The 25,915-nt window shown below is 44.3% G+C and carries 11 protein-coding genes and 1 tRNA gene; 7 read left to right on the forward strand and 5 right to left on the reverse strand.

All coding sequences use genetic code 11. The features are described from left to right. Positions 1-2,405: 2,405 nt before the first annotated feature. The gene (locus tag L1D31_RS01050; protein WP_239835251.1) at positions 2,406-10,814 is read right to left on the reverse strand and encodes an Ig-like domain-containing protein; all 8,409 of its coding nucleotides are present in this window, start codon (positions 10,812-10,814) and stop codon (positions 2,406-2,408) included. A 264-nt stretch (positions 10,815-11,078) separates the two neighbouring features. On the opposite strand from L1D31_RS01050, the gene L1D31_RS01055 reads away from it, so the two are divergent. Further along, positions 11,079-12,041: a M23 family metallopeptidase gene (locus tag L1D31_RS01055; RefSeq protein WP_239835252.1), complete on the forward strand. Its 963-nt coding sequence runs from the start codon at positions 11,079-11,081 to the stop codon at positions 12,039-12,041. Positions 12,042-12,157: 116 nt separating this feature from the next. Here the strand turns inward: L1D31_RS01055 and L1D31_RS01060 are convergent. Both L1D31_RS01060 and L1D31_RS01065 read right to left on the reverse strand, forming a co-directional pair. Further along, positions 12,158-12,232 (reverse strand) — tRNA-Gly (locus tag L1D31_RS01060). Between the two features lie 153 nt (positions 12,233-12,385). Continuing rightward, positions 12,386-14,386 carry a methyl-accepting chemotaxis protein gene (locus tag L1D31_RS01065; RefSeq protein ID WP_239835253.1) on the reverse strand — a complete coding sequence of 667 codons (2,001 nt, stop codon included), beginning with the start codon at positions 14,384-14,386 and terminating at the stop codon, positions 12,386-12,388. A gap of 468 nt (positions 14,387-14,854) precedes the next feature. Here L1D31_RS01065 and L1D31_RS01070 point away from each other — a divergent pair, with 468 nt between their 5' ends. From L1D31_RS01070 to L1D31_RS01090, 5 genes are all read left to right on the forward strand, one after another. Further along, positions 14,855-16,087 carry an OFA family MFS transporter gene (locus tag L1D31_RS01070; RefSeq protein ID WP_239835254.1) on the forward strand — a complete coding sequence of 411 codons (1,233 nt, stop codon included), beginning with the start codon at positions 14,855-14,857 and terminating at the stop codon, positions 16,085-16,087. Between the two features lie 63 nt (positions 16,088-16,150). Further along, a complete protein-coding gene (locus tag L1D31_RS01075) occupies positions 16,151-17,770 on the forward strand; it encodes a VRR-NUC domain-containing protein (RefSeq protein ID WP_239836354.1) in 1,620 nt (539 codons plus the stop codon). Between the two features lie 101 nt (positions 17,771-17,871). Beyond that, on the forward strand, positions 17,872-20,229 hold the full coding sequence (locus L1D31_RS01080; RefSeq protein WP_239835255.1) for a fatty acid cis/trans isomerase: 2,358 nt from the start codon (positions 17,872-17,874) through the stop codon (positions 20,227-20,229). A gap of 39 nt (positions 20,230-20,268) precedes the next feature. Then, entirely contained in the window at positions 20,269-20,457 is a 189-nt protein-coding gene (locus L1D31_RS01085) for a hypothetical protein (protein WP_239835256.1), read from the forward strand. Between the two features lie 160 nt (positions 20,458-20,617). Continuing rightward, on the forward strand, positions 20,618-22,366 hold the full coding sequence (locus L1D31_RS01090) for a formate--tetrahydrofolate ligase (protein WP_239835257.1): 1,749 nt from the start codon (positions 20,618-20,620) through the stop codon (positions 22,364-22,366). 34 nt (positions 22,367-22,400) lie between these two features. Here the strand turns inward: L1D31_RS01090 and L1D31_RS01095 are convergent, their stop codons facing one another. Beyond that, the gene (locus tag L1D31_RS01095; protein WP_239835258.1) at positions 22,401-22,817 is read right to left on the reverse strand and encodes an RNA-binding S4 domain-containing protein; all 417 of its coding nucleotides are present in this window, start codon (positions 22,815-22,817) and stop codon (positions 22,401-22,403) included. 102 nt (positions 22,818-22,919) lie between these two features. Here L1D31_RS01095 and L1D31_RS01100 point away from each other — a divergent pair, with 102 nt between their 5' ends. Further along, a complete protein-coding gene (locus L1D31_RS01100) occupies positions 22,920-23,717 on the forward strand; it encodes a transporter substrate-binding domain-containing protein (protein ID WP_239835259.1) in 798 nt (265 codons plus the stop codon). An 81-nt stretch (positions 23,718-23,798) separates the two neighbouring features. Here the strand turns inward: L1D31_RS01100 and L1D31_RS01105 are convergent, their stop codons facing one another. Then, positions 23,799-25,448, reverse strand: coding sequence for a response regulator (locus tag L1D31_RS01105; protein ID WP_239835260.1), 1,650 nt, complete (start codon positions 25,446-25,448; stop codon positions 23,799-23,801). Positions 25,449-25,915 lie beyond the last annotated feature (467 nt).

Raw genomic sequence — 25,915 nt, forward strand, 5'->3', positions numbered from 1 at the left:
TACAAGGTCTGAGACACAATGCAACGTGGCGAAATTCATGAAATTAATTACACTTCGACAGCCATTATCGAGCGTAAGATAGTCAATTAATCGAGTGAATGTACAATCAGACTATTTCAATATTCATTTCGTTTATCATCAGATATTTTAAATAAAAAAAACGCCAATAAAAATTGGCGTTTTGGTTCAAAAATTAAAGCACTGTCTATATATACGACCTATTTATAGACAATACGAGTTTTAATTTAACGTAAAAGTATCGCTCTCTTCACCTGAAGCATTCTGGCTATTGGTTACCACCGCTGTTACTGTGATGGTGCCAGCCGCCAAACTGCTTACGTCCACCTCTTGCATCCAACCCTCGCTCGACAGTGTGTAGGTCTCACTAACGTCAGGCGTGCCATCGTCTGTGTCTGAAAACGTTAGTTTCAACGTCGCGGAGTTGCTTGAATGCGTGGCGTTGCCTTTCACCGTCACCGCTCCTGCGTTGACCGTTACCTCGCTTATGGTCACTACTGGCTGCAACGCAAACTGGTGGTCCGTGTTCTCCGCANCGTCTGTGTCTGAAAACGTTAGTTTCAACGTCGCGGAGTTGCTTGAATGCGTGGCGTTGCCTTTCACCGTCACCGCTCCTGCGTTGACCGTTACCTCGCTTATGGTCACTACTGGCTGCAACGCAAACTGGTGGTCCGTGTTCTCCGCACCTRGGTTGCCTGACTCGTCTTGGTATCCTTTAATAGTCAGTGGCAAGGATTCCAACGTGTTCTCGACACTGCTAATGTCAGCCGTTCCGATCCAAACGTCCTTCGCTTTGCCGTCACCTTCCCAGCTAATGGTCTCATCGCCCAGTTGGCTGCCTGAAGGTTNGCCTCATCAAAAGTCACGGTCACTTTCACCTTGCTTGGCTCCAGTCGCTCAAAGCTCACTGGGTTGGCTGATTTCAACGTCGGTGCTTGCTTGTCTAAGGTAAAGGAGGTTGTCCCTTCACCTGAAGCATTCTGACTGTTGGTTACCACCGCTTTTACTGTGATGGTGCCAGCCGCCAAACTGCTTACGTCCACCTCTTGTGTCCAACCCTCGCTCGACAGTGTGTAGGTCTCACTAACGTCAGGCGTGCCATCGTCTGTGTCTGAAAACGTCAGTGCCACTTTCGCCGAATCGCCTGATTGGGTCATGCTGCCTTTCACCGTCGCCTTCCCTGCGCTCACCGTTACCTCGTTTATGGTCACTACTGGCTGCAACGCAAACTGGTGGTCCGTGTTCTCCGCACCTGGGTTGCCTGRCTCGTCTTGGTATCCTTTAATAGTCAGTGGCAAGGATTCCAACGTGTTCTCGACACTGCTAATGTCAGCCGTTCCGWTCCAAACGTCCTTCGCTTTGCCGTCACCTTCCCAGCTAATGGTCTCATCGCCCAGTTGGCTGCCTGAAGGTTNGCCTCATCAAAAGTCACGGTCACTTTCACCTTGCTTGGCTCCAGTCGCTCAAAGCTCACTGGGTTGGCTGATTTCAACGTCGGTGCTTGCTTGTCTAAGGTAAAGGAGGTTGTCCCTTCACCTGAAGCATTCTGACTGTTGGTTACCACTGCTTTTACTGTGATGGTGCCATCCGTCAAACTGCTTACGTCCACGTCTTGTGTCCAACTGCCGCTCGACAGTGTGTAGGTCTGACTAACGTCAGCCGTGACGCCGTCTGTGTCTGAAAACGTTAGTTTCAACGTCGCGGAGTTGCTTGAATGCGTGGCGTTGCCTTTCACCGTCACCGCTCCTGCGTTGACCGTTACCTCGCTTATGGTCACTACTGGCTGCAACGCAAACTGGTGGTCCGTGTTCTCCGCAATCCAAACGTCCTTCGCTTTGCCGTCACCTTCCCAGCTAATGGTCTCATCGCCCAGTTGGCTGCCTGAAGGTTGCGTCACCGCCTCATCAAAAGTCACGGTCACTTTCACCTTGCTTGGCTCCAGTCGCTCAAAGCTCACTGGGYTGGCTGATTTCAACGTCGGTGCTTGGGTGTCTAAGGTAAAAGTCTTCACCTGTTCACCCGAGGCAAGCTGACTGTTGGTTACCACTGCGGTGACATCGACTAAACCACTGGCTAAGCCCGATAGATCATCAAACGTCACCGTTTGTTCAAAAGCGCCATCCGACAAGTTTACGTTTTCATCTAGAGTCACTGTGTTTTTACTCGCATCTTCAAACGTTAGCTTCAACGTCGCGGAGTTGCTTGAATGCGTGGCGTTGCCTTTCACCGTCACCGCTCCTGCGTTGACCGTTACCTCGCTTATGGTCACTACTGGCTGCAACGCAAACTGGTGGTCCGTGTTCTCCGCACCTGGGTTGCCTGACTCGTCTTGGTATCCTTTAATAGTCAGTGGCAAGGATTCCAACGTGTTCTCGACACTGCTAATGTCAGCCGTTCCGNCCGTCACCTTCCCAGCTAATGGTCTCATCGCCCAGTTGGCTGCCTGAAGGTTGCGTCACCGCCTCATCAAAAGTCACGGTCACTTTCACCTTGCTTGGCTCCAGTCGCTCAAAGCTCACTGGGTTGGCTGATTTCAACGTCGGTGCTTGGGTGTCTAAGGTAAAAGTCTTCACCTGTTCACCCGAGGCAAGCTGACTGTTGGTTACCACTGCGGTGACGTCAACTAAACCACTGGCTAAGCCCGATAGATCATCAAACGTCACCGTTTGTTCAAAAGCGCCATCCGACAAGTTTCCGTTTTTATCTAGAGTCACTGTGTTTTTACTCTCATCTTCAAACGTTAGCTTCAACGTCGCGGATGTCCCTGTTCTTGTGGTAGTTCCTTTTACCGTTACTTTGCGCGCACTCACTACAAGCTCAGTGATTATTACCTTAGGTTTCAGTAACAACTTTTTATCTTGATAGGCTACGCCCTCATTCGTGTATGTATCACTAAAACCAGCAATCACTATTGGCATTTCAAGATCTGTGTCATTGGCACTTGGAACCGTGACCTTACCTGTCCAACGGTCACTTTCACCGCTAGCAGCATCCCAATTGATTTTGGTTGTGCTGGTATTGAGATACGACTCCGAAGGCTCTGAGACTGGCTGTGAAAATTCCACTGTCACATTGATGGTATCCCCTGTATCTGCATATTCAGGATTGAGCGATAGTGATTTTACTGTTGGCAGTACACCTTTAACCTCTAGATTAAACGTATCCCCTTTACCCTTGATTCCCTTCTCACTTTTATAGGCATCGTCTTCTAGGGTAAAGGTGATGGTTTTATCTTCTCCTTGAGGCGCTTTGTAGTTAGCGATCCAAATAATATTGTCTGTTGTAGATAATCCATTCAGAGTGCCCACATCACCACTTCCACCCGCTTGGGTGAGTTTTATATCGCTCAGAGTAAAGTCTTGGACCTTTTCAGAAAACTCGATTTTCAGCTGAGTCTGTTTATCACCTCCAATCGGACCTTGCGGTGTGACTGATATTGCTTTTACCTCTGGGGTCGTAGCGGCGACTACCGTGGTCTCGATTTCTTGCGATGAATTGACCTTTCCGGCAAGATCACTAGCTTTAATCGCAACCCGATAAACACCCGCTGGGACCGAGAAACTGAAGACGTACGGCTTACTATCGTCCGTCGGTTTTGCTACAGATTTAGGCAGTATTTTGTTGCCACCAGCTTTCAACTCAAGCTCTGCATTAACCTCTTTCAAGTTCGTATCCAAGACGTTTGCAGTCACCTCGACTAAGTATTCGCCATTATCATCTGGTGCGAAGATTGTTTGCTCGGCTTTTAGGTTACTCACGCTCGGGTCTTGGGTATCAACGACAGACTTTATGCCTTCAACGCCATATTCATTCCCCGCGTAAGAGAACTTTTCAAGCGTGCGACCAATCGAGTCCGTTACCGCCACTTTCAACCAGTACTGGCCTTGATCCGTGTTATTGAAGCTAAATGTACTGGTTGCAGACGTGTCGCCAAACAACGCCGACTGTTCGATTGATTCTCCAAGTGAAACAGGCTCAAGAGTGATACGGTAACTTTCTGCAGTAATACTACTCGTAGCATTCACTTTTAGTGTCATTTCTTGACTGGCACGACCAAGTACAAGCCATCCCCCTTCTATACGCGCATTATCCTCCGGAAATGATAACTTTACAGTGGGTAGCGCTATATTGACTTTCATATTGTTCACTGTAACCCGGTTGCCCGCTTTGTCTTCAGCCGTGACGGTTACGCTCAACTCGCTCTTGTTAGCCAATTCCGATGGCTCTACCTCAAAGTAGGTAGACTCATTATTGGACGCTTCATCTCTGGTGAAAGTCCCCAGGTCTACCACTGTGTATGTGACTCGAGCTAACCCGCTTCCGCTGTCGGTAATGGGGAAAGTGAATCTGACTTTTTTGCTCGGTTGTAACTCTATCACAACAGTTTCACCAACCTTAGGTTTCTCATTATCAACGCTAAACGTTACCGTATAACCAAGACTGTTGAGGTTAAACACATCCATCGCTCTCGCTGTAACCTCCAAGGATTGAGCGCTAGAGCCAGACAGATTAGCGTAAAACTCCGAACATAGGTATTCGTCATTCTCTCCACACTTTGTTACTGCACCAAAGTTACCCTTATGATTGGTATTTGCAGTAGAATAAGTGGTGTCACCTACGTCGACAGTTAATACTTCCAGCTTCGAGCCATTAGATAACTTCACTTTCAGGTTGATACGTATCTCATCGCCCTTAATGGTAATATTATCATCAAGAGCTTGCTCAATATTTTCTATACTGGTGATTGCAATTGTCGGCTTCTGAGTTGGAAGCTTTAATGAAAGCTGAGAGACGTCGGCCGTATTACCTGCATTATCATTTACGTTCTTAACGTTAAAGATATGCTCCGCGTCTGTTGAAGCGATGAAGGTTGCGTAATCCGCAATATAGCTACACGTCACTTGACCATCAGAATTGCGTAGACACTCTTTAGGCCTTATTGGAGTAATATTGTTGATTCTAGCAAGGTATGGTCTAAAGTCTTGCTGATCTATATTGCTAATATTGACCCCTGATTGATCGTCAGTAAATCCGAGCTGGATACTTAATTGCTTTTTATTATTTGGAGATTGACTCGCTGGAATAACGTGTTCACCCTTTAATAAGTAGTCTTTTTGCCCAGACGTTGGTGGGTTGACATCCATTTGATTGAAGGTAAACCTTTGCACGTTCGGTGTTCCATTGGTGCCTTTGGTTTGAACAATTAATACCACAGGTAACTGTTTAAAGTTCTGGTTAGACTTCACCGTACAACTTGGGGTGTTCCCAAGCTCACCTTTTATTAGCCCAGAGGTCGCTCCTTCATCTGTCGGTGCTTGGTCCAACGTATAGTTTTCACGAACCCAGCATTGGAGCTCATTTGGTGTGACTGCGCTTGTTACCTCAAAATCCACCTTTAGCTCGCCATTGGCTATAAAGTTTTGGAAATCTTCCGGCGATTTAACCTTAAGCCGTACACCCTTTTTTTGAACACTTAAATTCTTTGTTATTTTTAGAGGTGTTCGCTGTGCCTGATCTAAGTATTTAGCCTTGTTGTATACGTCAATAGATAGTACGTAGATACCGTCTTCATCCAGCGCGCTGTCTTGAATAACAGATTCCCATTGATCCTCACCTTTGTGAGTAAAGCTGAGCGTAGTTCCGGCTTCTTCACCAAAGCTGTAAGAGCCGGTTATCTCACCTATGTCGCTGATATCTGAAATCTCCAGAAGGATTTTGATAGCACCAGCCTTAGTGATAGCTCCAACAATCTCTTTATTGTCGCTATCGCTTGCGTACACAACCTTAAATGATTTTTCGACTGGTGGTGTCTGTTTAATATGCAGTTTAAATGGCACCGTGGAAACATTGCCGCGGGTATCTTGCCCCTTCAGTTTTACGGTAATAGCATCTTTACCCGTTGTATCGAGATTTGACGGTAGTGGGATCTTATATTGGCCACTAGATTTATCTAGGTTTGGCTTGGTTCCTTCTCCATTTGGCGCAACATCGCCCTTGAATATCCAATACTCAAACTTGTTCTTATCTACACCATTTGAGTTTATCGAGCCGTTGTCGTCATAGTCTTCAGCAATGATCGTGAGCTCATAACCGGGCACATAAAAATCATTCTCTTCATGCCCATTCAATTTTAGTGATGGGCCTTGCGTATCAATGATCACATTAGACACATTGGAACTTGATACAAATCCATGAATGTCGGTCGCTTTAACAAAAAGCTTAGCGCGGTTACTGTCGTCTGTAACAATCTTGTTCTCGTCATTGCTTTCCGGGTATGTGCCCTCAAAGCTAGAGCTCCACTCGCTTGCTGTCCAATCTTTTAAGAAGGTTTCACCGGAGTCTGTTTTCTGATAAAGCGAGATTTTCTCTACGCCGGAGTCATCTGTGACGCTATTAAATTTCGCCGAGAACTTAGCTCCCAATACACCAGTCTTTTGTGAGACATAGTCGACTAACCATGGGTCTTGGAAGTTGATAACGGGCCCTTGTTTATCGACTTTAAATCTGATTTCTCCTTTCTCATTGGTATTAGGCGGGTATGCCTTATCTGTCGCTTTATAACGTAAGGTATTGGTTTGACCATGCGTAAAGGCATCGGCAATAAGCTTGACGCCAACGTTAGGTTGAGTCCCTTCCAAACAAGGCACAGTATCGTCATCACTACAAAGACCTAAAGTGGTAAATGGACCACCACTACCTATTTGGAGTCTGACATCAAGTTTGTCACCTGGGCTATGATCGCCCCAGATAGGCGCAGGTTTTAATGTGGTATTGCCTCCCAGCATTTTTTCTGCGGTCCTGTTTTCAACTTCAGGTGGTATTGAGTCAATCTTAACTATAAATTCCGGTGCTGATGTTGAGTACTCGTTGACCTCATTGCCCAAGTTATCGATCGCCTTGACATAAACCTTCCATTCGCCTTCACCTGGATAGACGGGTTTATTATCGCAAACGACTTCCTTACACAGGTTAATCACAAAGCTGTCAGGGTCATTAACAGCAAATTTATTGGCATCATAACTCTTAATTTTACCCGAGCTATCTCTGAATAGCAGAACACGCTTTTCTTTTTGGTCATTGACAGTATCCACAACGTTAAACTGTAGCTTCAGTTCGTTGTTGGTATTAAGGTATACGCTGTCTTCAAGCTGATTCCTGGTTTTTGGATCCTCAGGGCGAATCAAGGAGATTTTAGGAGGTTCGTTATCGATGAAGAGAGAATCTTTACGCTTATCATCTGTGTAGCCATAACCGTTTCCTTGGTTATCCATTGCACTGGTATGGATAGCCAATTCCACTTTGTCTTTATGCTCACTTAACGCGGTATTTACAGAAAAAGCGAACTGTTTGACATATTCATTATTATCATTGTTATCGTTTGCTTTGAACGAAATGTCTGTGGCTGGTTCTTCGTCATTAGGGGTTGAGCGTTTGTACCACATCGGAGCGAAAGTTAACGGAGTAGATGCATCATCTTTATCTTTTATGCCCGATGGGTCAGAGACAACCAGTGTTGCATTGATATTACCTGCGACATATTGTTTATTCTTGTCAGTATAGGTTTTACCCGCTACCGTTAGTTCCACGTTAGGCGCGTCTTGGTCGATACTTACCCCATCTTTACCAAATAGGTCCTGAGTACCTAACATGGGCCTAGCTTTGGATATATCATCCGCAAACAACTGTGCAATGCTGTCTGTTACCCAAGGTTTACCAGTATGCTTACCCGTAAGTAAATCAAAGTATGCTTGGGCTAAATCGGTACGATAAGTTTCTGCATTCAACTCGTAATTATCAAGTTTAATGCCACTACCGCTTTTCCCTTTACCATCAGGCTTGCCATCTGCGCTTAGATCGTCGTAAAAAGCGGTGGCAAAGCCTGCTGAATCATAACGTAGCGCCTTTTCAGACAAACTTGCAATTGATTCAGCAAGGAAGCGGTGCTGGTACTCAACACTTAGCTGGCTAGGAGTACCATTCAACAGCATTTCGTTGGTTGCATAACTGGTGGTGGTAGGGTCAAAGCCGAAAAAACTGCCTGGTGTTTTTAACGCCAATGCATTTTTGACCTCGGCAAGAATGGATTCTGCAGCTTCTACGTCCTTCACCCCTTGGTAATTATTCCAACGATAGTCAAATAACCCAGTGTGGTAGGCAGAAAGCTCGGTCACATAATAACTGCTTGAACCATCAGGCTTAAAGTAGACCCCAAAGTTGGCATCGTCTAGGTTAACCGACACGGGATCGCTGCTGTCATTAGTCCAATTGAAATAGTGTGTATTTAATGCAGTAGGGCTTGCTAGTCTGATTCGCAGGAAGTCATAGCCGATAATGTCAGTTGTCAAAGAGCAAGTCGCAACATCTCGTGCTAATACAGAATTAGACTCAGATCTTCTTGATGTTTGACATGTGGTTAAACCAACAAACTCCCCATCCGCTGTATTCAATCCTTCTAGCTGTGCTAACGCACCGACAAAGGGCGTCACTACCGTATAAGTGGGAAGATCAAAGGTAGTTTTGAAATACACCGTTTCTTCACTTGAGTAATTCTTTGAGTCATCGGAAGTGCGAATGACAAGTTTTTGCGCGTCTAGCTCAGACACATTACTAAATGAATCGCCTAATATATCCCTAGTCAACGGGATGTAGTAGGTCATTGATGATACCCACTTATCTTCTCCTTCTTGAGCCTCTTCTTCTACTATAGTTTCGTGTGGTATACGTACAGCGTCTTGGTCAAGGAAGGCATTAGCCGTGGTCGTATTTTTGAGCTCGTATTCGCCTTGGCCATCTTTTTTGACAAAATAACGCACCTCTAACTTCAACTTATTGGCAGGAGAGCCAACATCAACACCATCTGACGAACGAGCATCTTCTACCACCACCTTAATGTACGGGATTTTGTTAACATCTAGATAGTTAGTAGTAAACGACTGGAAATTAAGATCAGTATTATTCTTAATCTTGCTAGCCGCATATTGATAATCGATTTTGAGGTAGTTTTTTGATGTGATTACAGATGTGGCATCGTATGTATCTCGTGTATACGCATCAGGGTAACTAGTACGATCACCCGACGCCGTTTCAAGTACAAAGTTAAACTGGGTGGCTGGATAAGAGATATCCTGACTCGGCGGTTGATCATCTTTCGTTACCGTGTGAGTCTTCTCACCAATATTGCCCTGAGCATCCGTCGCTCTTATCTCAAACTTGGTTGATGTCGTTGAAAATTGAGAAAGAGGATACTTGTTAGAAAACTCGCATGTGCCTTCTTCTGCAGTTGGAGAACAAACTAATTCTTCAGGTGTATCCCCTTTAAATGAAACAGTAACAGCACTTCCACCAGGCGAACTTTCTGTGACGGTACCAAATAAAATATAGTCGGTCTCAGTACTGTCGCTACGGATAGTCTGACCAGAAATCACTTTAATGATTGGCTTTTGGTTATCCCAAGAAAAATTAATGATATGAGGGTTGTGTTCCGCAGAATCCTTAACGATTGTGTTGCCAAGTACGTCTACAGTATAAAACACAAGGCGCGCCTGACCAGAACTGATGTTGAGCTGGTCCAGGGAAACGGTATCGATTTTGACTTTAACATTCGAGCTTCTTAAGCCCTTTTCGAAACCAGTAACGTCTATAGCGCAGTGACCAGAACCTATCTCACCAACTTGACACGTATCTAATTCAGTCCAAGTGCCACTCAAAAATGATTCAAGTACGACTTTAGGGACATCAACCCCAACTTCATCCTCAAGTTTGACTTCAACACTACCTGTACGTGCAATAACATCGTTTTCAGTTTCATCTGGTCGACTTGCGACTGGAGGAGTCGAGTCGATAGCGGTTTCATCACGTTTAGGAATGACATTAGTATCTCCACCGGAGCCGATAGCATTGACTTTCTTACCAAAAGAATCAAACTCCTCGGCCCCAATACTCGACTTATTAAGCTCAGGGCTATTGGCCACGATCATCACATGCTTAGCTAACTCATTGGTGTATAGCTCGCTGGTGACTCTCACCGCACCAAAATCTAATGGCTGGTCATGGTTACCGATTTTCCCCATTCCATCCAATAAGCCATCAGAACTGATGTCATTATATTGAATGCTTGCTAAATTAATTGAAGTGTATTGGTTATCAGTATTACCACCATGCTGAGTGATCAGGTCCTTAGCGTAGGAAGAATAGGCCGTTAGCAACGCGCCATATTTATGGCCATCAGTCGCATACGCGCTTTGAGCGCCATTCGTGATATCAATCGGCTCAGTCGTATTAACGTCAAACCCATACATATCACTTATAGCGTTAATGGATTGGGAAACCGCTGATGAATCACTGATACCTTTACTCAGCTTATGTTTTGCTAAGCCTGCTGCCATATTGGTGAGAGGTGTCACCATGACTGACTGCTGTGAGCCTTCAACGTAATTGACAACACTATCTAACTTGAGGACTTTGTTCGCGCTGATAGAGACCTCTTCCCCTGTTACAGGATCGATATATGATCCTCCCTCAGCACGAATCAATACGGGGCGTGAAGCAGATTCCACCGAAACACTATAATTACCTCTTGAGTCTGTTTTGGTCGAAGCAATGAGCCGCCCTTGCTGGCCGTTATCATATTCCCAAATATAGACCTTCGCGTTCGATACTGGCGCATCATAAACATTGCCAGAAATTGAACCAATCGTTCTTGACGGAGGCGAACTATCACCCTCGCCACCACCGCCGCCACCACATGCGACAAGTAGAAGAGATGCACTGAGTGCTAAATAATTATAGTGTTTCATTTTTGAAGCCAATGCCAATGACAAGTTAAATTTTCAACGATTATATTTAGGAAATTAATTTTCTCAACATGGCATATTGACTATATAAAACATCACATTTACTACTAATAAAACGCTTTTAAATATTTGTTTGCCTAGCCTAATGGCATAAAGTATATACAAGCCTTCAAAGCGACTTATTATCACTATTATTAATTAATTTTTTATATGGATTTTATGCTTTAAAGCCCTATCATTGTATGAAAATATCAAATAACCATTAAAATGCATTCAACGTCTATTCCAACGAAAAGTTACCGAGACTATTTGTCCTTCTGGTATCTGGCTCTTATTCCTTTAAGTTTATGCGCCCTAGTTGAAATATCACCACTCAGTGACACATCAACTAGGCATTCAAGCAAAACGACTCCGCCTGAAGTTAATAACACTATTAAGCAAGATGATCTGGTATTAAAAACACCGGTAAAAAAAGATAAGTTAATTAGTAGCCATGTGGGTTACTCATTCTATGGGACGACGCTCAACTTGGGCATTGCACCAAATACTATCCAAGATCTTATATCTTTATCTGCCGGTAAGTTTGACTTCATCAATTCAGTATCTGGTTCTGGACAGTTTGCTTTTAAACTTAACGAGAAAGATCAGCTTATTGCTTTTTTATATCGTGACAAGTCTCAGGCATTTTATGTTTATAGTACAGAAGCCGGCACCTTATTTAGCACCGATGGTGAGCGTTTTTACAAAGATAAGCACCTGCTTTCTCCAGTATCACGACGCTTTAGAATCAGTTCGCCGTTCAGCCATTCGCGCTTTCACCCTGTGACTCGCACTATGACTCCCCACCTTGGAACAGATTACGCTGTGCCTGTCGGAACACCTGTTGTCAGTATCTCTTCAGGCGAAGTCATCGCCTCTCGCTATCACCCGATAGCGGGAAACTACATTGTTATCCAGCATCCTGGCGGATTAAAAACGCGATACCTTCACCTGTCTAATCGCTATGTCAGTAAGGGGGATGTTGTCTTACAAGGGGAAACAGTAGGTACAAGCGGTAATACGGGAAGAACAACCGGCCCGCACCTTCACTTTGAGTTATGGAAAAACGGTAGGCCTATCGACTTTGAAAAGAAGCGAGCATTCGCTGAAAAGGTCGCCGTACAGCTTGTATCTTCTCAATCCCGAGAGGCTCAGAAAGTTTTCTCACAGCTTGAGCAACAGATAAACTAACGCTCACTAAGTTAGCGTGCGTAAGACAGATTACGTACGTTAGCTTTGATTTATTTGTAGTGAAACAGAGTAATGTGTTCTTAGATAGGTGAGTTAGAGTCTTAGACAAGAAAGATTGGAGCGTGCAGCGGGAATCGAACCCGCATCATCAGCTTGGAAGGCTGAGGTAATAGCCATTATACGATGCACGCATCATCGTGAAGACGTAGCCAATATGCCACATCAGCCTGAAAAGAAAAGTCTTTTTTTCATTTTCAGGCTTAAGTGCTGACTTTATGTGCAAATCGACCTTTAAGTGGCTTTTTCGCCCTCACTTCATTTAACATAAAAAGATTTACTTTAGTTTACTCTGTTCTAAAGTGCTTCATCTCTTCATTGAGCTCCTCGACCTGATGACGAACTTGTTCAGAGACCTGAGAAGATGAACTTGAAATATCGGCAACTTCCTTTACTCGACTGGTCACATCAGACATTAAGCTGTGGATTTCTTGAGTAGCCAAAGATTGACTCTCAGCTGAGTGCAGTAACTCTTTCATCTGCGAATCCAAACGCTCAATCTGATCGGTCGTCGCACCGAGTGTACCGTGCGCTTGCTTGGTATGATTTGCCCCTTCTTCTGCTAGTATTTTGCTCTTATCTATTTCTGATACAACAGCAGCTGTAGAAGATTGGATTGCATGAACAATGTTGTTAATTTCTGTCGTTGATTCGGTGGTTCTTGTCGCCAGAAGGCGCACTTCATCAGCAACAACCGCGAAGCCTCGACCGTACTCCCCTGCCCTTGCAGCCTCAATTGCCGCATTAAGTGCTAGGAGGTTGGTTTGTTCAGCAAGTCCTTCTATTACCTCAGTAACACGGCCAATGGCCTCACTTTCTTTACTTAACTCTGTAACTTGCTGACTCGCACTTTCTATCGTGCGGTGTAAGGACGTAACAGTTTGCATGTTTTGCTCCAACGCTTGAGAGCCGACTTCTATTTGGTTTTTAGACTCAGCAAGATTGCTAGCAGAGAGCTTGGCTTGATTCGCTGTTTCATCTGCTGATAGGCTGACTTCGGAAAGTTGTTGGTCAACCAATGTCATCGTAGACATTTGACTGTCGACTTTGTTGGAAGTATTCATGTTCGCTTCAAGTAGTGATGTCATACTGTCACCAACAGTCCTCGCTTTAGCGCTTACACCACGTACAATATCCAACAGTGCGACATTCATCTTGTTGATAGAGCTTGTCAAACTTGCCAACTCATCACTGCCTTCAACATTAAGTGGAGGCTGGGAAACATCACCGGCCGCAATCAGCTGAGCGCGCTTTGAGACGATTTTAATCCGTCGCCCTATGTTTCTGCCCATGAATGTGGAAACCGTGAATGAGGCTAAGAGAAATATAATCGAAGAGGCTATAAGGAGCGATACGACACTGGACAATGAACTGAAAATACCTTGTCCACTGACATCGGCTTGCTGCTGCTGTTTTTGGATCAGGTTTTCCAAACTGGTATTCAGAGCATCCACAGCTGGAACCAACTCTTTAGCCATTTTTTCATTCACTAGGTTCCAACCGCTGGTGGTTCTTAGAGCAATGACTTGCTCTGCCAGAGGAAAGTAAAGCTGCTGCATTTCTTTGAAAAGATCCCACAGCCCCCGGTCACTATCACTCATTAAACTCACTTTGCTTTCTATCTCAGCCACATATTTGCCGTGAGCTTTTAGGAAGTCCTGATATTTACTGAGGTGTTCCTCTTTACCATACAGGAGAAAATCTCGCATTGAAGACAGTGCATTAGCAAGAGAGGTATAGCTATCAGCGTACAAACGAAATAATCGTTTTCTTTCCCCACCTTCTTTATTACCCGCCTCATCATTAATCAGCCCCTGCAGCTGATCCAATGCCACCTCAGCAATTGGAGCAGCCTCATTGATAAACAAGGAGTGTGCCGGCAGGTTCTCATCTGAATGACTGGTTTCGGAGATCTGATTTACTAAAGCTTTCACCGATTGCCATTGGCTTAACACTTGTTGGTAAGAAGACTCATCCAACAAATTTTCAAGTGTAGGTAAAGCTTCATCAGTCGAGGTAATAACACCATTGAGTTGCTCAAGTTGTAGGGAGCCGATAGATTCATCTCTTCCCAACAGCATATAAGCTCTGAGAGTCGAGACTGTCGCTTGTAGCGATTGTTGTAGGGAACGCCCTGTATCTACGGTCGGCAGGTCGGACTCTAATAAAAGTGTAGTATGCTCTTCAACAGTATTGACACTACGGAATATAAAGAGCGCAGCAACGATAAAAAGTACCGCAAGCGACAGAAAACTCAACTGTAGCTTCCCTGATATCGTGAGTTTCATCCTAATAACTCCTATTTTAATAATCTCCTAACTATAGCGCCTTGCTATTTATTGTTAAATATAAGTTAAGCATTTTCATGAACTTTTGACTGGTTACTCAATGAATAGATCCCATACCGCTCAGGTTTATCAGAAAGACTGAATACAGACAAACCCAGCCGTGTTTGTTAGTGGCTGATTCCCAACACATTCCATCCTTCAGTCTCTATTTTCCTAGGAGGTTTCGTATCAATACACGACTTTGTTAGGTTGCCACAACATTCAAAAGAAGACACATAAAAACAACAATAAAAACATCAAATTAACAAACAAAAATAATCTTTAAATACCACTAAAAAGAGATTCCAATCACATATAGATTGGTTATAATTCGCGCCCATTACGCTTTGTGTTGATAAACGCAAACTTAATTTGAATAAATAGCCTGTTAACCATACCTCTTATTTAGAGGTGAAATTGAGAAGAAAAATGAGCAAGATTGATAAAGCGACACGTATACTGCTAGCGGGATTCTGTATCAACCTTTGTCTTGGCATCCTGTATGCTTGGAGTGTGTTTAACAAAGCATTGGTAACGGAGTCTGGCTGGAGCGCAGCTGAAGCCTCTTCACCGTATGCGATCGCAACCATCACTTTTTCTGTTTGTCTTCTTGTTGCGGGTATCCTTCAAGATCGTATGGGCCCACGCAAAATATTGATTTTAGGTACTGTCCTGACAGGGCTAGGCATGATTGCTTCTGGCTTTGCTACAACGCCACTAATGCTGAACATTACCTTTGGCGTGATCACTGGTGCGGGTATCGGTTTTGGCTATGCATGCCTTTCGCCATCGGCGATGAAATGGTTCCACTCTTCTAAAAAAGGGATGGTCAACGGCCTGATTGCTGCGGGCTTTGGTCTTGCCGCTATCTATCTTGCACCTGTCACTTCAGCATTGATTGACAGTATGGGCATTCAAACCAGCTTTATGTTACTGGGCGCTGGCGTTTTAGCGATCGCTGTTCCTCTTGCTGCGACTATCAGTAATCCGCCAGCGGGCTATACACCAGCGGAACCTAACCTAAAAGAAGGCCAAGCGCCAAAAGCGACAAAGAAAACAGAGGACTTAACGTGGAAGTCGATGCTTAAGACGCCTCAGTTTTATTCACTATGGATCATGTACGCATTTGCCGCTTCTGTTGGTCTAATGATCATCGGTAACATCACCACCATCGCGAGTGTTCAAGCTAACTTACCCAATGCGGTTTATCTTGCATCCATCTTGGCGGTGTTTAACTCAGGTGGTCGTGTAGCCGCCGGTATACTGGCAGATAAGATTGGTGGTGTACGTACACTCCTCCTTGCTTTCGTGTTGCAAGGTATCAACATGGTGCTGTTTGCCACCTTTAAAACGGAATTCACATTGATCATCGGCACAGCTATTGCCGCTGTTGGTTACGGCACCCTACTTGCGGTTTTCCCAACACTGACCGCTGAGTTTTATGGCCTTAAGAATTACGGCACTAACTATGGCGTACTATACACAGCATGGGGTATTGGTGGTGCGATCGGCGCAGCTGTCGTTGGTTTCTCCATGACAAGTGGTGATGGTTACGGTCTTGCTTACACCATTTCGGCAATCATGATGGCAGTGTGTATCGTATTAGCGCTGGTGACTAAGCCAATCACTGAAGCCAAATCGGCTGAGCTTAAAAACGCTTGATAATTTGAAAATTTCTTTAAAAGGCTTAACCTTGCGGTTAAGCCTTTTTTGTCTCTATCTATTATGCACCAACCTAGCGTATTACCCGCTGATTACTACCTAAACAACTTCTTGAAGTTGACGCATCATGCTCAAGAGATGTACCCCGATTTACTTTCTCCATCAGAAAGGCAATGGTTAGACAACTTTGAGCATTTATCGATTCAGGCTAAATGTCTACTGGTTAGGCTGCTTTCGCGCAAGGGTGAATGGTTTCGAAGTGACAAGTTAAAATACGATGAGATCGACGACCTTGACACGACTCTAGATGAACTCAATACTTCGGATTTCGTCACACTCAATCCTGATATATCAATCCCAACATTAGCCTCCAGCTTGCTCACAAAGCCGGAGTTGATCCGCCTGTTTAATCTCACGAATAAACAAGCCAAAAAAGGAGCCATCATAGAGGCACTCTCTCCCCAAGCTTTCTCTAAATATAACGCTTTAGGCTTCATCATCATCAGACTTGAATCTCCACAGGTTATTGATGTTCTGTTAGCTCTTTTCTTTGCTAATACCCACCAAGATCTCAGCCAGTTTGTCCTAGATGAGCTTGGTCTACATCAGTTTGAGCCCTACCAACTTAGCCGTGAGCGCCGATTCTTTGCTTCGCGTGGTGAATTGGATCAACTGCTTACTCTATCGCGAACTCAGGAGAACTATCTAAATGGAGATCGCCAATGTGTCCCAACACTGATGAATCACCTTGCGCAGCTCGCCACGCCAGTCCAGCATGACTACGTGGAGCGAAAACGTCAGCACCTCATAAACGACATCGCACGTGATTTAGAGCGGCTCCAAGAGTACGAACTTGCTAACCGATGGTTTGAGCACACGTCATTACCTCCGTCGCGAGAACGTCGCGCACGAATCTACGATAAGCAAGGTAACCTAAATGCAATGAGTGACATTGTCACTGATATATTGCATACCCCTTATGATGTATCAGAGCAAGAGGTCGCGAACAGGCTACAGCAGCGTCTGCAAAGCCTTAAGGGCTTGAAAGTCCCAAGAGTGAGCAAGCCCACTCTTCAAGAGCGACACCTATCGCTAGATTTATCACATCAACGCGTTGAACTAGCGGTTAAAGAACATTTCGAACAGCAAGGTTATAATGTGTTTTACTCTGAAAATACCTTACTCAACGGTTTATTTGGATTGGCATTTTGGGAGGTGATATTTAGTCCCATAGAAGGCGCATTTATCAATCGTTATCAATACCGCCCCTTGGATCTCTACCAGCCTGATTTCTCGCTCAAGCGTCAGTCTCTTATCAGTCATGTTTTCACTGTTTTAGAAGAAGACGGTCTTTCGAATCTAACTCAGATTTATCAAGACAAAGTAGGCGTAAACAATCCATTTGTTTCTTGGAATGTGTTTACCCCGCAATTATTAGAAAACGCTCTCACCTTTATCCCAAGCTCATTGTTATGCCAGCTTTTTAAGATCATGTTGCAAGACCTCAAACTGTATAGGAATGGCTTACCTGATCTGGTGCTCTTTAAAGATGGGAAGTTTGAGTGGATGGAAGTCAAAGGGCCGGGGGATCGCCTCCAAGATAATCAGTGGCGTTGGATTGACCACTTCCAAAAGCTCCACGTTCCGTTTTCGGTTTGCTATGTAACGAATACTCAGCGTTAGCTCACCGATAAGACAGACGCCTTACAAGGCTCTTATTTATTTGCCAATTTAATATCCTTCTGCTGAAATTATCAAACCTCGTCAATATAGTTATTATCCAAATGAATTTACGTTCCTTTTTTATTCTCACTGTCGTTACCGCCTTCGCTGGTTGTGCCACTTATGCGGGTTTCAATTACAACCAACTGTTTGGCGAGGCTCAGATCCGTGACAGGCAAGCTAGTACGGTCAGCCAACCTAGTGATTTTTTCTTAAACGAAGTCAAACCCATCATCGATAACCGCTGTGTCGTCTGTCACGCCTGCTACGATGCCCCCTGCCAACTTAAGATGTCTTCCGTGGAGGGTATTGACCGAGGCGCGAGCAAAGAACTCGTCTATCAAGGAACACGCTTAACCGCAGCAACACCAACCCGGTTATTCCAAGATGCTCAAACAACAGAGCAATGGCGCTCTATGGGGTTTCATCCCGTACTTAATGAGAGAGATCAAACACCAACAGCTAACATCGAAGCCGGCCTAATGGCCAAATTGTTGATGCAAAAAGAAGCTCACCCTTTACCAGACCAAGCCCAACTTGAAGGATTCGATTTTTCAATCGATCGCTCTCAGGAATGCCCAACCATCGAAGAGTATGACAGCTATGCTCAAGATTACCCTAGTTGGGGCATGCCTTTTGGGATGCCTAACCTACCACCAAATGAATACTCAACACTCATGAGCTGGTTGCAAGATGGCGCTTTAATGAATGCGCCAATCCCACTGGCCACAGAACACCAAGCTTTGGTCAACGAATACGAGCAATTTCTCAACAAAAGCTCTCGCAAAGCACAGCTTACCGCACGCTACATCTATGAACATTTGTTTTTATCCCATCTGTATTTCTCAGAGCTGAATGAAACCACACCGCGTTTTTTCACTTTGGTTCGTTCAAAAACGCCTCCGGGACAACCACTCAAACGTATCACAACGAGAAGACCTTACGATGATCCACAAGTAAAACGTGTTTACTACCGCATGATTCCTGTACAGGCCACTATTGTCGATAAGACCCATATGCCCTTCGCTCTCAACACCCAACGTATGGATAAATGGCAGAAATGGTTTCTCGAAGCAGATTATGACGTCGCTCAACTCCCCGGGTATGAACCTGAAATAGCGGCTAACCCAATGACGGCATTTATTGAGTTACCCGTAAAATCTCGTTTTAAGTTCATGTTGGACAATGCACAAAACACTATTAACGCCTATATAAAAGGCCCCGTTTGTCGTGGGCAATTGGCACTCAACGTGATTAATGATCGTTTTTGGGTATTCTTTCTTGACCCTGAGAAATCAGATATTCCAGAGGTGAATGAGTTTTATCGCTCACAAGCTGAAAACTTAAAATTGCCAGCCGAGTTGGAGAGCAATACTTTGCCTATCACAAGCTGGGTCGCGTACTCACGCCAGCAAGCTCGCTACCTAACAGCCAAGTCCAACTTTATTAACCACTGGTTCAAAGATGGAAAGCACTTAACAACGGATATTCTTTGGAGTGGTGATGGCACCAATCCTAATGCCGCGTTGACCGTGTTCCGCCATTTTGACAGCGCATCAGTGGTTCAAGGCTTAGTTGGAAAGCCACCAAAGACGGCTTGGATTTTAGATTATGCTCTGATTGAGCGCATTCACTACCTACTCGTTGCTGGCTTTGATGTCTATGGAAACTTCGGCCACCAGCTCATGACGCGACTTTTTATGGACTTCTTGAGGCTTGAAGGCGAAAGTAATTTTATCGCTCTCCTCCCGCGAGATGTACGCCACATTGAGCAATCAAGTTGGTATCAAAACCAAAGCCCTCAACTGAGTGATTTCTTACATAACAATGTGAAGCCCTTTGATCAGCCAACACAGGTTCCATATCAGACCGACAACCCTAAGCGAGAGCTTTACGATATTTTACAGACAAAACTTGCACCGGTGTTGAGCAATCGCTACGACATAGAGCAAACCGGGTTCAAGCCTACCAATGAATCTGCCTTGCGAACTATCGACAACATCAAAGGCAAAGGACTCCTTAATTTTCCTCAAATTATTATGCTCATGATTGAGTCTGAGGCTGGTGAAGAGCAGTTGTTTACTTTGCTCCACAACAATGCACATACCAACATCTCTAGCTTATTCGATGAAGAAAGTAATCGCGATTATAGAAATGATGATTTCACTCTAGTGAGAGGAGTGATCGGAAGTTACCCCGCTGCGTATCTTTCATTACATGAAGACGAGATTGCTCAGCTCGTCAGCATGATAAAAAATGTCCGCTCGGAAGACGACTACGTTAAGTTATTGGATCGATTCGCAATCCGCCGAAGTTCAGACAAATTCTGGCCTTTCAGCGACAAAATACATGCTTGGTACAAAGAAAATCAGCCTGTCGAATTTGGTCTACTTGACTATAATCGTTTTGAGAATAGGTAGAACTGTTCAACCGAGCGTTTTCTAACGCGGGAGGTGAGTATGAGTATTAGAGATAGTATTCGCGCTATCGAGCAACAAATCTATGTGGCTTGCTCAGAGGGTGATTACGACACTGTCCAAATGCTTGAGCATCAATTAGAAAGTTTGCGCGGCAAAGCTGAACATCCTTTCGATGATGGTCCTTACGCACCTGAGGGAAAAATAATCCCCGAGGACGATTGGTATTAACGATGAACGCCCCGTTTTACGGGGCTTTCTTTTGCCTTCCACATCACGTAACACGTATAATCCTCCTACTGCAAAATAAGGTAACGACTAATCGTTATCGACACCCTTAACGCCATGTCGCGTTGATTTCTCTTCAAACTCTATACACATGGAGGGTTTTATGCTGTCGGACATTGAAATCTGCCGTTCTCAAACATTACACCCAATTAACCAAGTTGCCCAAAATGCAGGACTACTGGACAGCGAATATCAAAGCCAAGGGGAATATAAAGCGAAAGTATCACTGAGTGCTTTAACCAGGTTAAAAAACAATAACTCAGGTAAGTTGGTATTAGTCACAGCTATCACTCCAACCCCTCTGGGAGAAGGGAAAACCGTTACCACTATCGGCCTCGCTCAAGGACTGGCTAAAATCAATCAATCCGTGATGGCATGTATTCGCCAACCCTCCATGGGCCCAGTTTTCGGTGTTAAAGGTGGAGCTGCTGGCGGTGGCTATTCGCAAGTAGCTCCAATGGAAGAGTTAAATTTGCATCTGACTGGCGATATTCATGCCGTTACCGCTGCACATAACCTAGCTGCGGCAGCTATCGATGCAAGGATTTATCATGAGCAGCGAGAAGGCTATCAGAATTTTGAGCGGCGCTCAGGTTTACAGGCACTGCGTATAGATCCAGAGCGTGTCGTTTGGAAACGTGTCATGGACCATAATGATCGAGCCCTACGTATGGTCACTGTCGGCCGAAATACTCATAACAAAAATATTAATGGCTTTGAAAGGCAAGACGGTTTTGATATCTCGGCAGCATCGGAACTTATGGCTGTACTGGCTCTGGCCAGTGACTTAAAAGACCTGCGTCAGCGCATTGGACGAATTGTTGTCGCTTATGATCTTGAAGGTCAACCTGTCACAACAGAAGATCTTCAAGTTGCTGGTGCAATGGCGGTGAGTATGAAAGCATCGATTGAACCCACATTGATGCAAACACTCGAAGGAGTCCCCACTCTCGTCCACGCAGGCCCATTTGCTAATATTGCCCATGGCAACTCTTCAATCATTGCTGACAACATTGCCACGAAATTGTGTGACTTCACAGTAACGGAAGGTGGTTTCGGTTCTGATATGGGGTTTGAAAAAGCGTGTAACATCAAAGCGCAAGTCTCCGGCAAGGCACCAGATTGTGCTGTCGTGGTTGCCACTTTACGTGGATTGAAAGCAAATTCGGGCCATTACGACTTAAAGCCCGGCCAAGCCTTACCGGATTCACTCTTTGAGGAAGATCCTGTCGCACTCGCCTCAGGGTTCGATAACCTCAAGTGGCACATTAACAACGTCAACAAATACGGTATCCCAGCAGTGGTGGCGATCAACCGCTTTCCACAGGATAGTGAACATGAATTGCAGCAACTGTCTGACATGATTCAAGCTCTACCAAACAATGTCGAAGTCGCTATCAGTGAAGGATTCACCCATGGTGGGGAAGGCACAACTGAGTTGGCGAGAAAAGTAGTCAAGCAATGTCAGCAAGAAGCGTGCTTCCAACCACTGTATCATTTCGAGCAGACAACAGAAGAAAAGCTAATGGCGGTAGCTGAATCCGGTTACGGCGCTGCAGGGGTCACACTAAGCGACAAAGCAAAACAGCAGTTGGCAGAATACAAGCAGCAAGGGTTCGATAACCTAGCGGTATGCCTTGCAAAAACGCCACTGTCCATATCTACCGACGGCTCTGTGAAGGGGGCACCAACGCATTTTGATGTTCCAATCCGAGAACTAAAGCTGTGTGCTGGTGCTGGGTTCATTTACGCGCTTTGTGGTAACGTGATGACCATGCCTGGCCTGCCAGAAAAACCCGCTTTCATGAGCCTAGATCTGGATGATGCAGGCAACATCGTCGGCCTGAGCTAGCTCAAAAGCTCAGGTCAAAGCAGAGCAGTGAGCTTTATAGAAAATCGATATTTGAACGACCTATCTCGTTTTTCTTGTTACCTTTTTTCTTCTGTTCACTGTCTTTCTTTTCTTTACTTGTCTTAGGTGGCTTACGCTTCTTCTCCGGCTTTGAGTCCGATTTAGTGATTGAACGCTCTTCTGGTTCAGTCACTGGGGCATCGCAAACCACAACATAGTATTCTTGGTTGAACTCGAAGAAATCACCATCGTACATTTTACGGCGTTTACGAGTTTCTAATTCACCATTAACTGCAACATAGCCTTCTGCAATAATGTGTTTCGCTTCACCGCCTCCACCGACAAGGTTAGCGATCTTGAATACCTTATACAGCTCTATGGGCTGGGTTGAAACCTCAATTCCTATCGCTTCAATTTCAATCTCTTGCTCGTTTTGGTAGTCATCCGTCATGTTTTACTTCAGCCGCAGTTAGAAAAAAGCAGAGTCTAATGCCTATCCTTAAATAAATAAACTAAAGTTAATCATAGAAAAAGCATTTTAAAGGTACTCGCTTTGCTTAGATGGATACTCATTCTGCTCTTATTTTCATGTCAGGCAGTGGCCTATTCTCCCCCAGTTAAAGTACTGGTGTATGGTGACGACTCTTATCCACCCTATAGCTATAGTGAAAATGGCATAGCAAAAGGCATTTACAGTGATATTTTACGTCGTGTTTTTGAAGAGATGCCGGGCTATGAGATTAAACTAGTCCCAATTCCGTGGAAGCGTGGGTTAAAGATGCTCAAAGTGGGTCAAGGTTTTGCGCTCTATCCGCCCTATTATTATTCCGACAAACGCCTTTATATCTCCCCCTACTCTAAACCGATTCTTGATGAAGAAGTGGTTGTGTTCTGCAACTCAGACAGTGTAAAAACACGCTCTTTAAGTCGTTGGCCAAGTGATTACTTTGGTTTAAAAGTCGGTGTCAATGAGGCCTTTGCCCTTGGCGGCAAACAGTTTTGGGATGCAGTCAAAGCAGGGAAAATCACTCTGCTCGAAGCCAAAGGTAACCGACCTAATCTGACTAATCTTCATGACAAAAAAATCGATTGTTACATGAATGACCGATTGTCTATTTTATGGGAAATTAAACGTATGACCCAAGAAGGATTACTACCAGAAGACTGGCAGCTAACCTTAGGTACAGTGGTTAGCGCTGAACAGGGCTATTTAGGATTTACAAATCGTGAACCGGATAACTATCCATTCAAGCAAGATTTTGTCAAACAATTCAATCACAACTTAGTGAAACTTCAAGAACAAGGCGAGATTGAAGCCATCATAAAAGCCTATTTCGATAGTAGCCTGTAGATCATTCATGTGCTACCAAGGCGAAGTATGAACGGAATTCTGCTGGGGTACAAAGTATCAACTCAAATATTGGCTCCACTCTCACATTATCACAGCTGCTAATGCTCGATTAAATTTGTGCTTAACTAAATTGAGCTTCTTTTGCGCTTCAATACGCTCGCTCCTTCTCAAACTCGATGTATGGCTAATAGCGGCTTCGCAGTCAAAGATCGCTTTTCTCACGTCAGCAGGACTCACCTTTGGCGAGATTTCTCGGCTTAGGAGCGATAACAGTTTGCTGGCGACCTCCACACATTGCAGTCTAGACTTAAACACCTCTAAGCACAGAGATATCGCCTTATCTACTGATTGAATTGCATACTTGTCAACTTGACACAATAGTCTCACTAAATCGGACTTACGTTTTCTACCGCGTTCAATCCGGCTTTCTATTAATAATTGCAAGGAAGCCTCTTCCAACAATGGTGTCGAGCCAGAGCGATGACTTCGAACATGATGAGTGACTTTGTCAAACCAATAGTAATTGTCTGTTTCGTAAAGTAGAAATAAAAGATAATCCAGTAAAGGCAGGTCTAGTTTCTGGTAGTTCTTGAGTAAATTTGCCAACTTTATCCGAGCAATTTTATAGTTCTTATCATGCAACTCAATATGTACATCGACTAAAGTGAGCGCCAATGCATCATAATCGGACAGGTCTGCCTTCATTATATTGGACAACTCATGGTGAGCAGACATCGAAATAGATCGTCCTTGCACTTTTGCTGTGAGCAATTTTAACCGCAGAGCGTGAGTGGCATTCACTACTGTATTACGGTGTGTATTGACGATTTGATCTCGATACACAGCTAAGTGACTCATCACGCTCTGATAGTTTTCTTCCATTTCACATAAGTGAATGTAAGCCAAAAGACGAGATGGACTTCCTTTTGAAAATTTAATCGCTTGAAGTAGCGCTTGTTGGGCTCCCTCACGATCTTTCTGCAACAAACAACATAAGGCTTGCATATCTAACACTGCAGATGGCTTTTTGCCTGTTTCATCCATCCATTGCTGAAGCAATACTTGTGCTTTGATTTCTTTATCTTCCATGACTAACGCCATTGCGCAACCAACGATAGCCCAATGGCTGGTGCACTTTAGCTGACAAGCCTGAAAAAGTGAAAATGCTTGTTCGGCGTATTGCTCTCTCAGGTACACAGCCCCTTGAGCACGAACAAAGCTGGTTGAATATTCAGGGTATTGCTCCCTAGCTTTGTTAAAGGAGTGTTCTATCTCTTTGAAACTCGCCTTCTTGGTAGATCGCAGTAAAGAAGACAATATTTGCTTTTGCTTGTAAGCGCGTAGAATTCGCTTCTTGAAGTCATAAATCGAGTACGGCTTAAGAATGTATTCGTCAGGTTCCGCCTCCAAAATTGAGCGCGCAACGTTTCCTGTTGTTTCACTCGTCAACATAACGAATGCACATTCAGAGCGAATCAAACCATAGTGGCAACACTCTTCGTATATTTGTTTGCCGTTAAGCTCCTTGCCAAATCTATAATCACAAATGAATAAGTCAATCGAGATTTCTCGTAAAGTTTGATAGACCAATCGCACGTCTTTAGCCGTAAAGATCAAACGGTCACTAAAGCCCAGCTCCCTAAGCAGAATTCTTAAATTAGTTACGACCAATGGAGAGTCGTCTGCGATCAAGACTCCCGCTTGGCTGATGTTTTGGATTTGGCCGAACATATTCAACTGCTTTGACTAGAGTGAAATTGCTCGTTAGGGTATAGAAAGGAAAAGCTGATTAAAACGTCAGTTTTATCAGAGTTTCGTCAGGATTTACCGATCACAAAAACGATGGAAATAGTTGATAGAACAATATTTACAAGAGCAATGCATTTAATACTTTTGGCACATTATCACCTAACAAACCCACTCATTTTTCAAATGAAGTTGACTTTGCAAGTGACGAATTATTACAGCCAAATTCAAGAAGCGCCGCTTCTCATTTCTCCAATTCGCTATCTCTGAAAACGACATTTCAGCTTAAAATATGAACACACATCAATAAAAGCTCACATTTACTGCCCGATACTGGCTTGACTGCTGGAGCTTAATAAATATTTCATGTTACAAATATAGGTTACACGGAAGATACTTATAAATTTAAACAATAAAGCTTATGGAAGGCTTACCAAGTGTTGGATTAGGTA

This window comes from Vibrio sp. Isolate23 (assembly GCF_022398095.1).
GTDB classification, from domain to species: Bacteria; Pseudomonadota; Gammaproteobacteria; order Enterobacterales; family Vibrionaceae; genus Vibrio; species Vibrio coralliilyticus_A.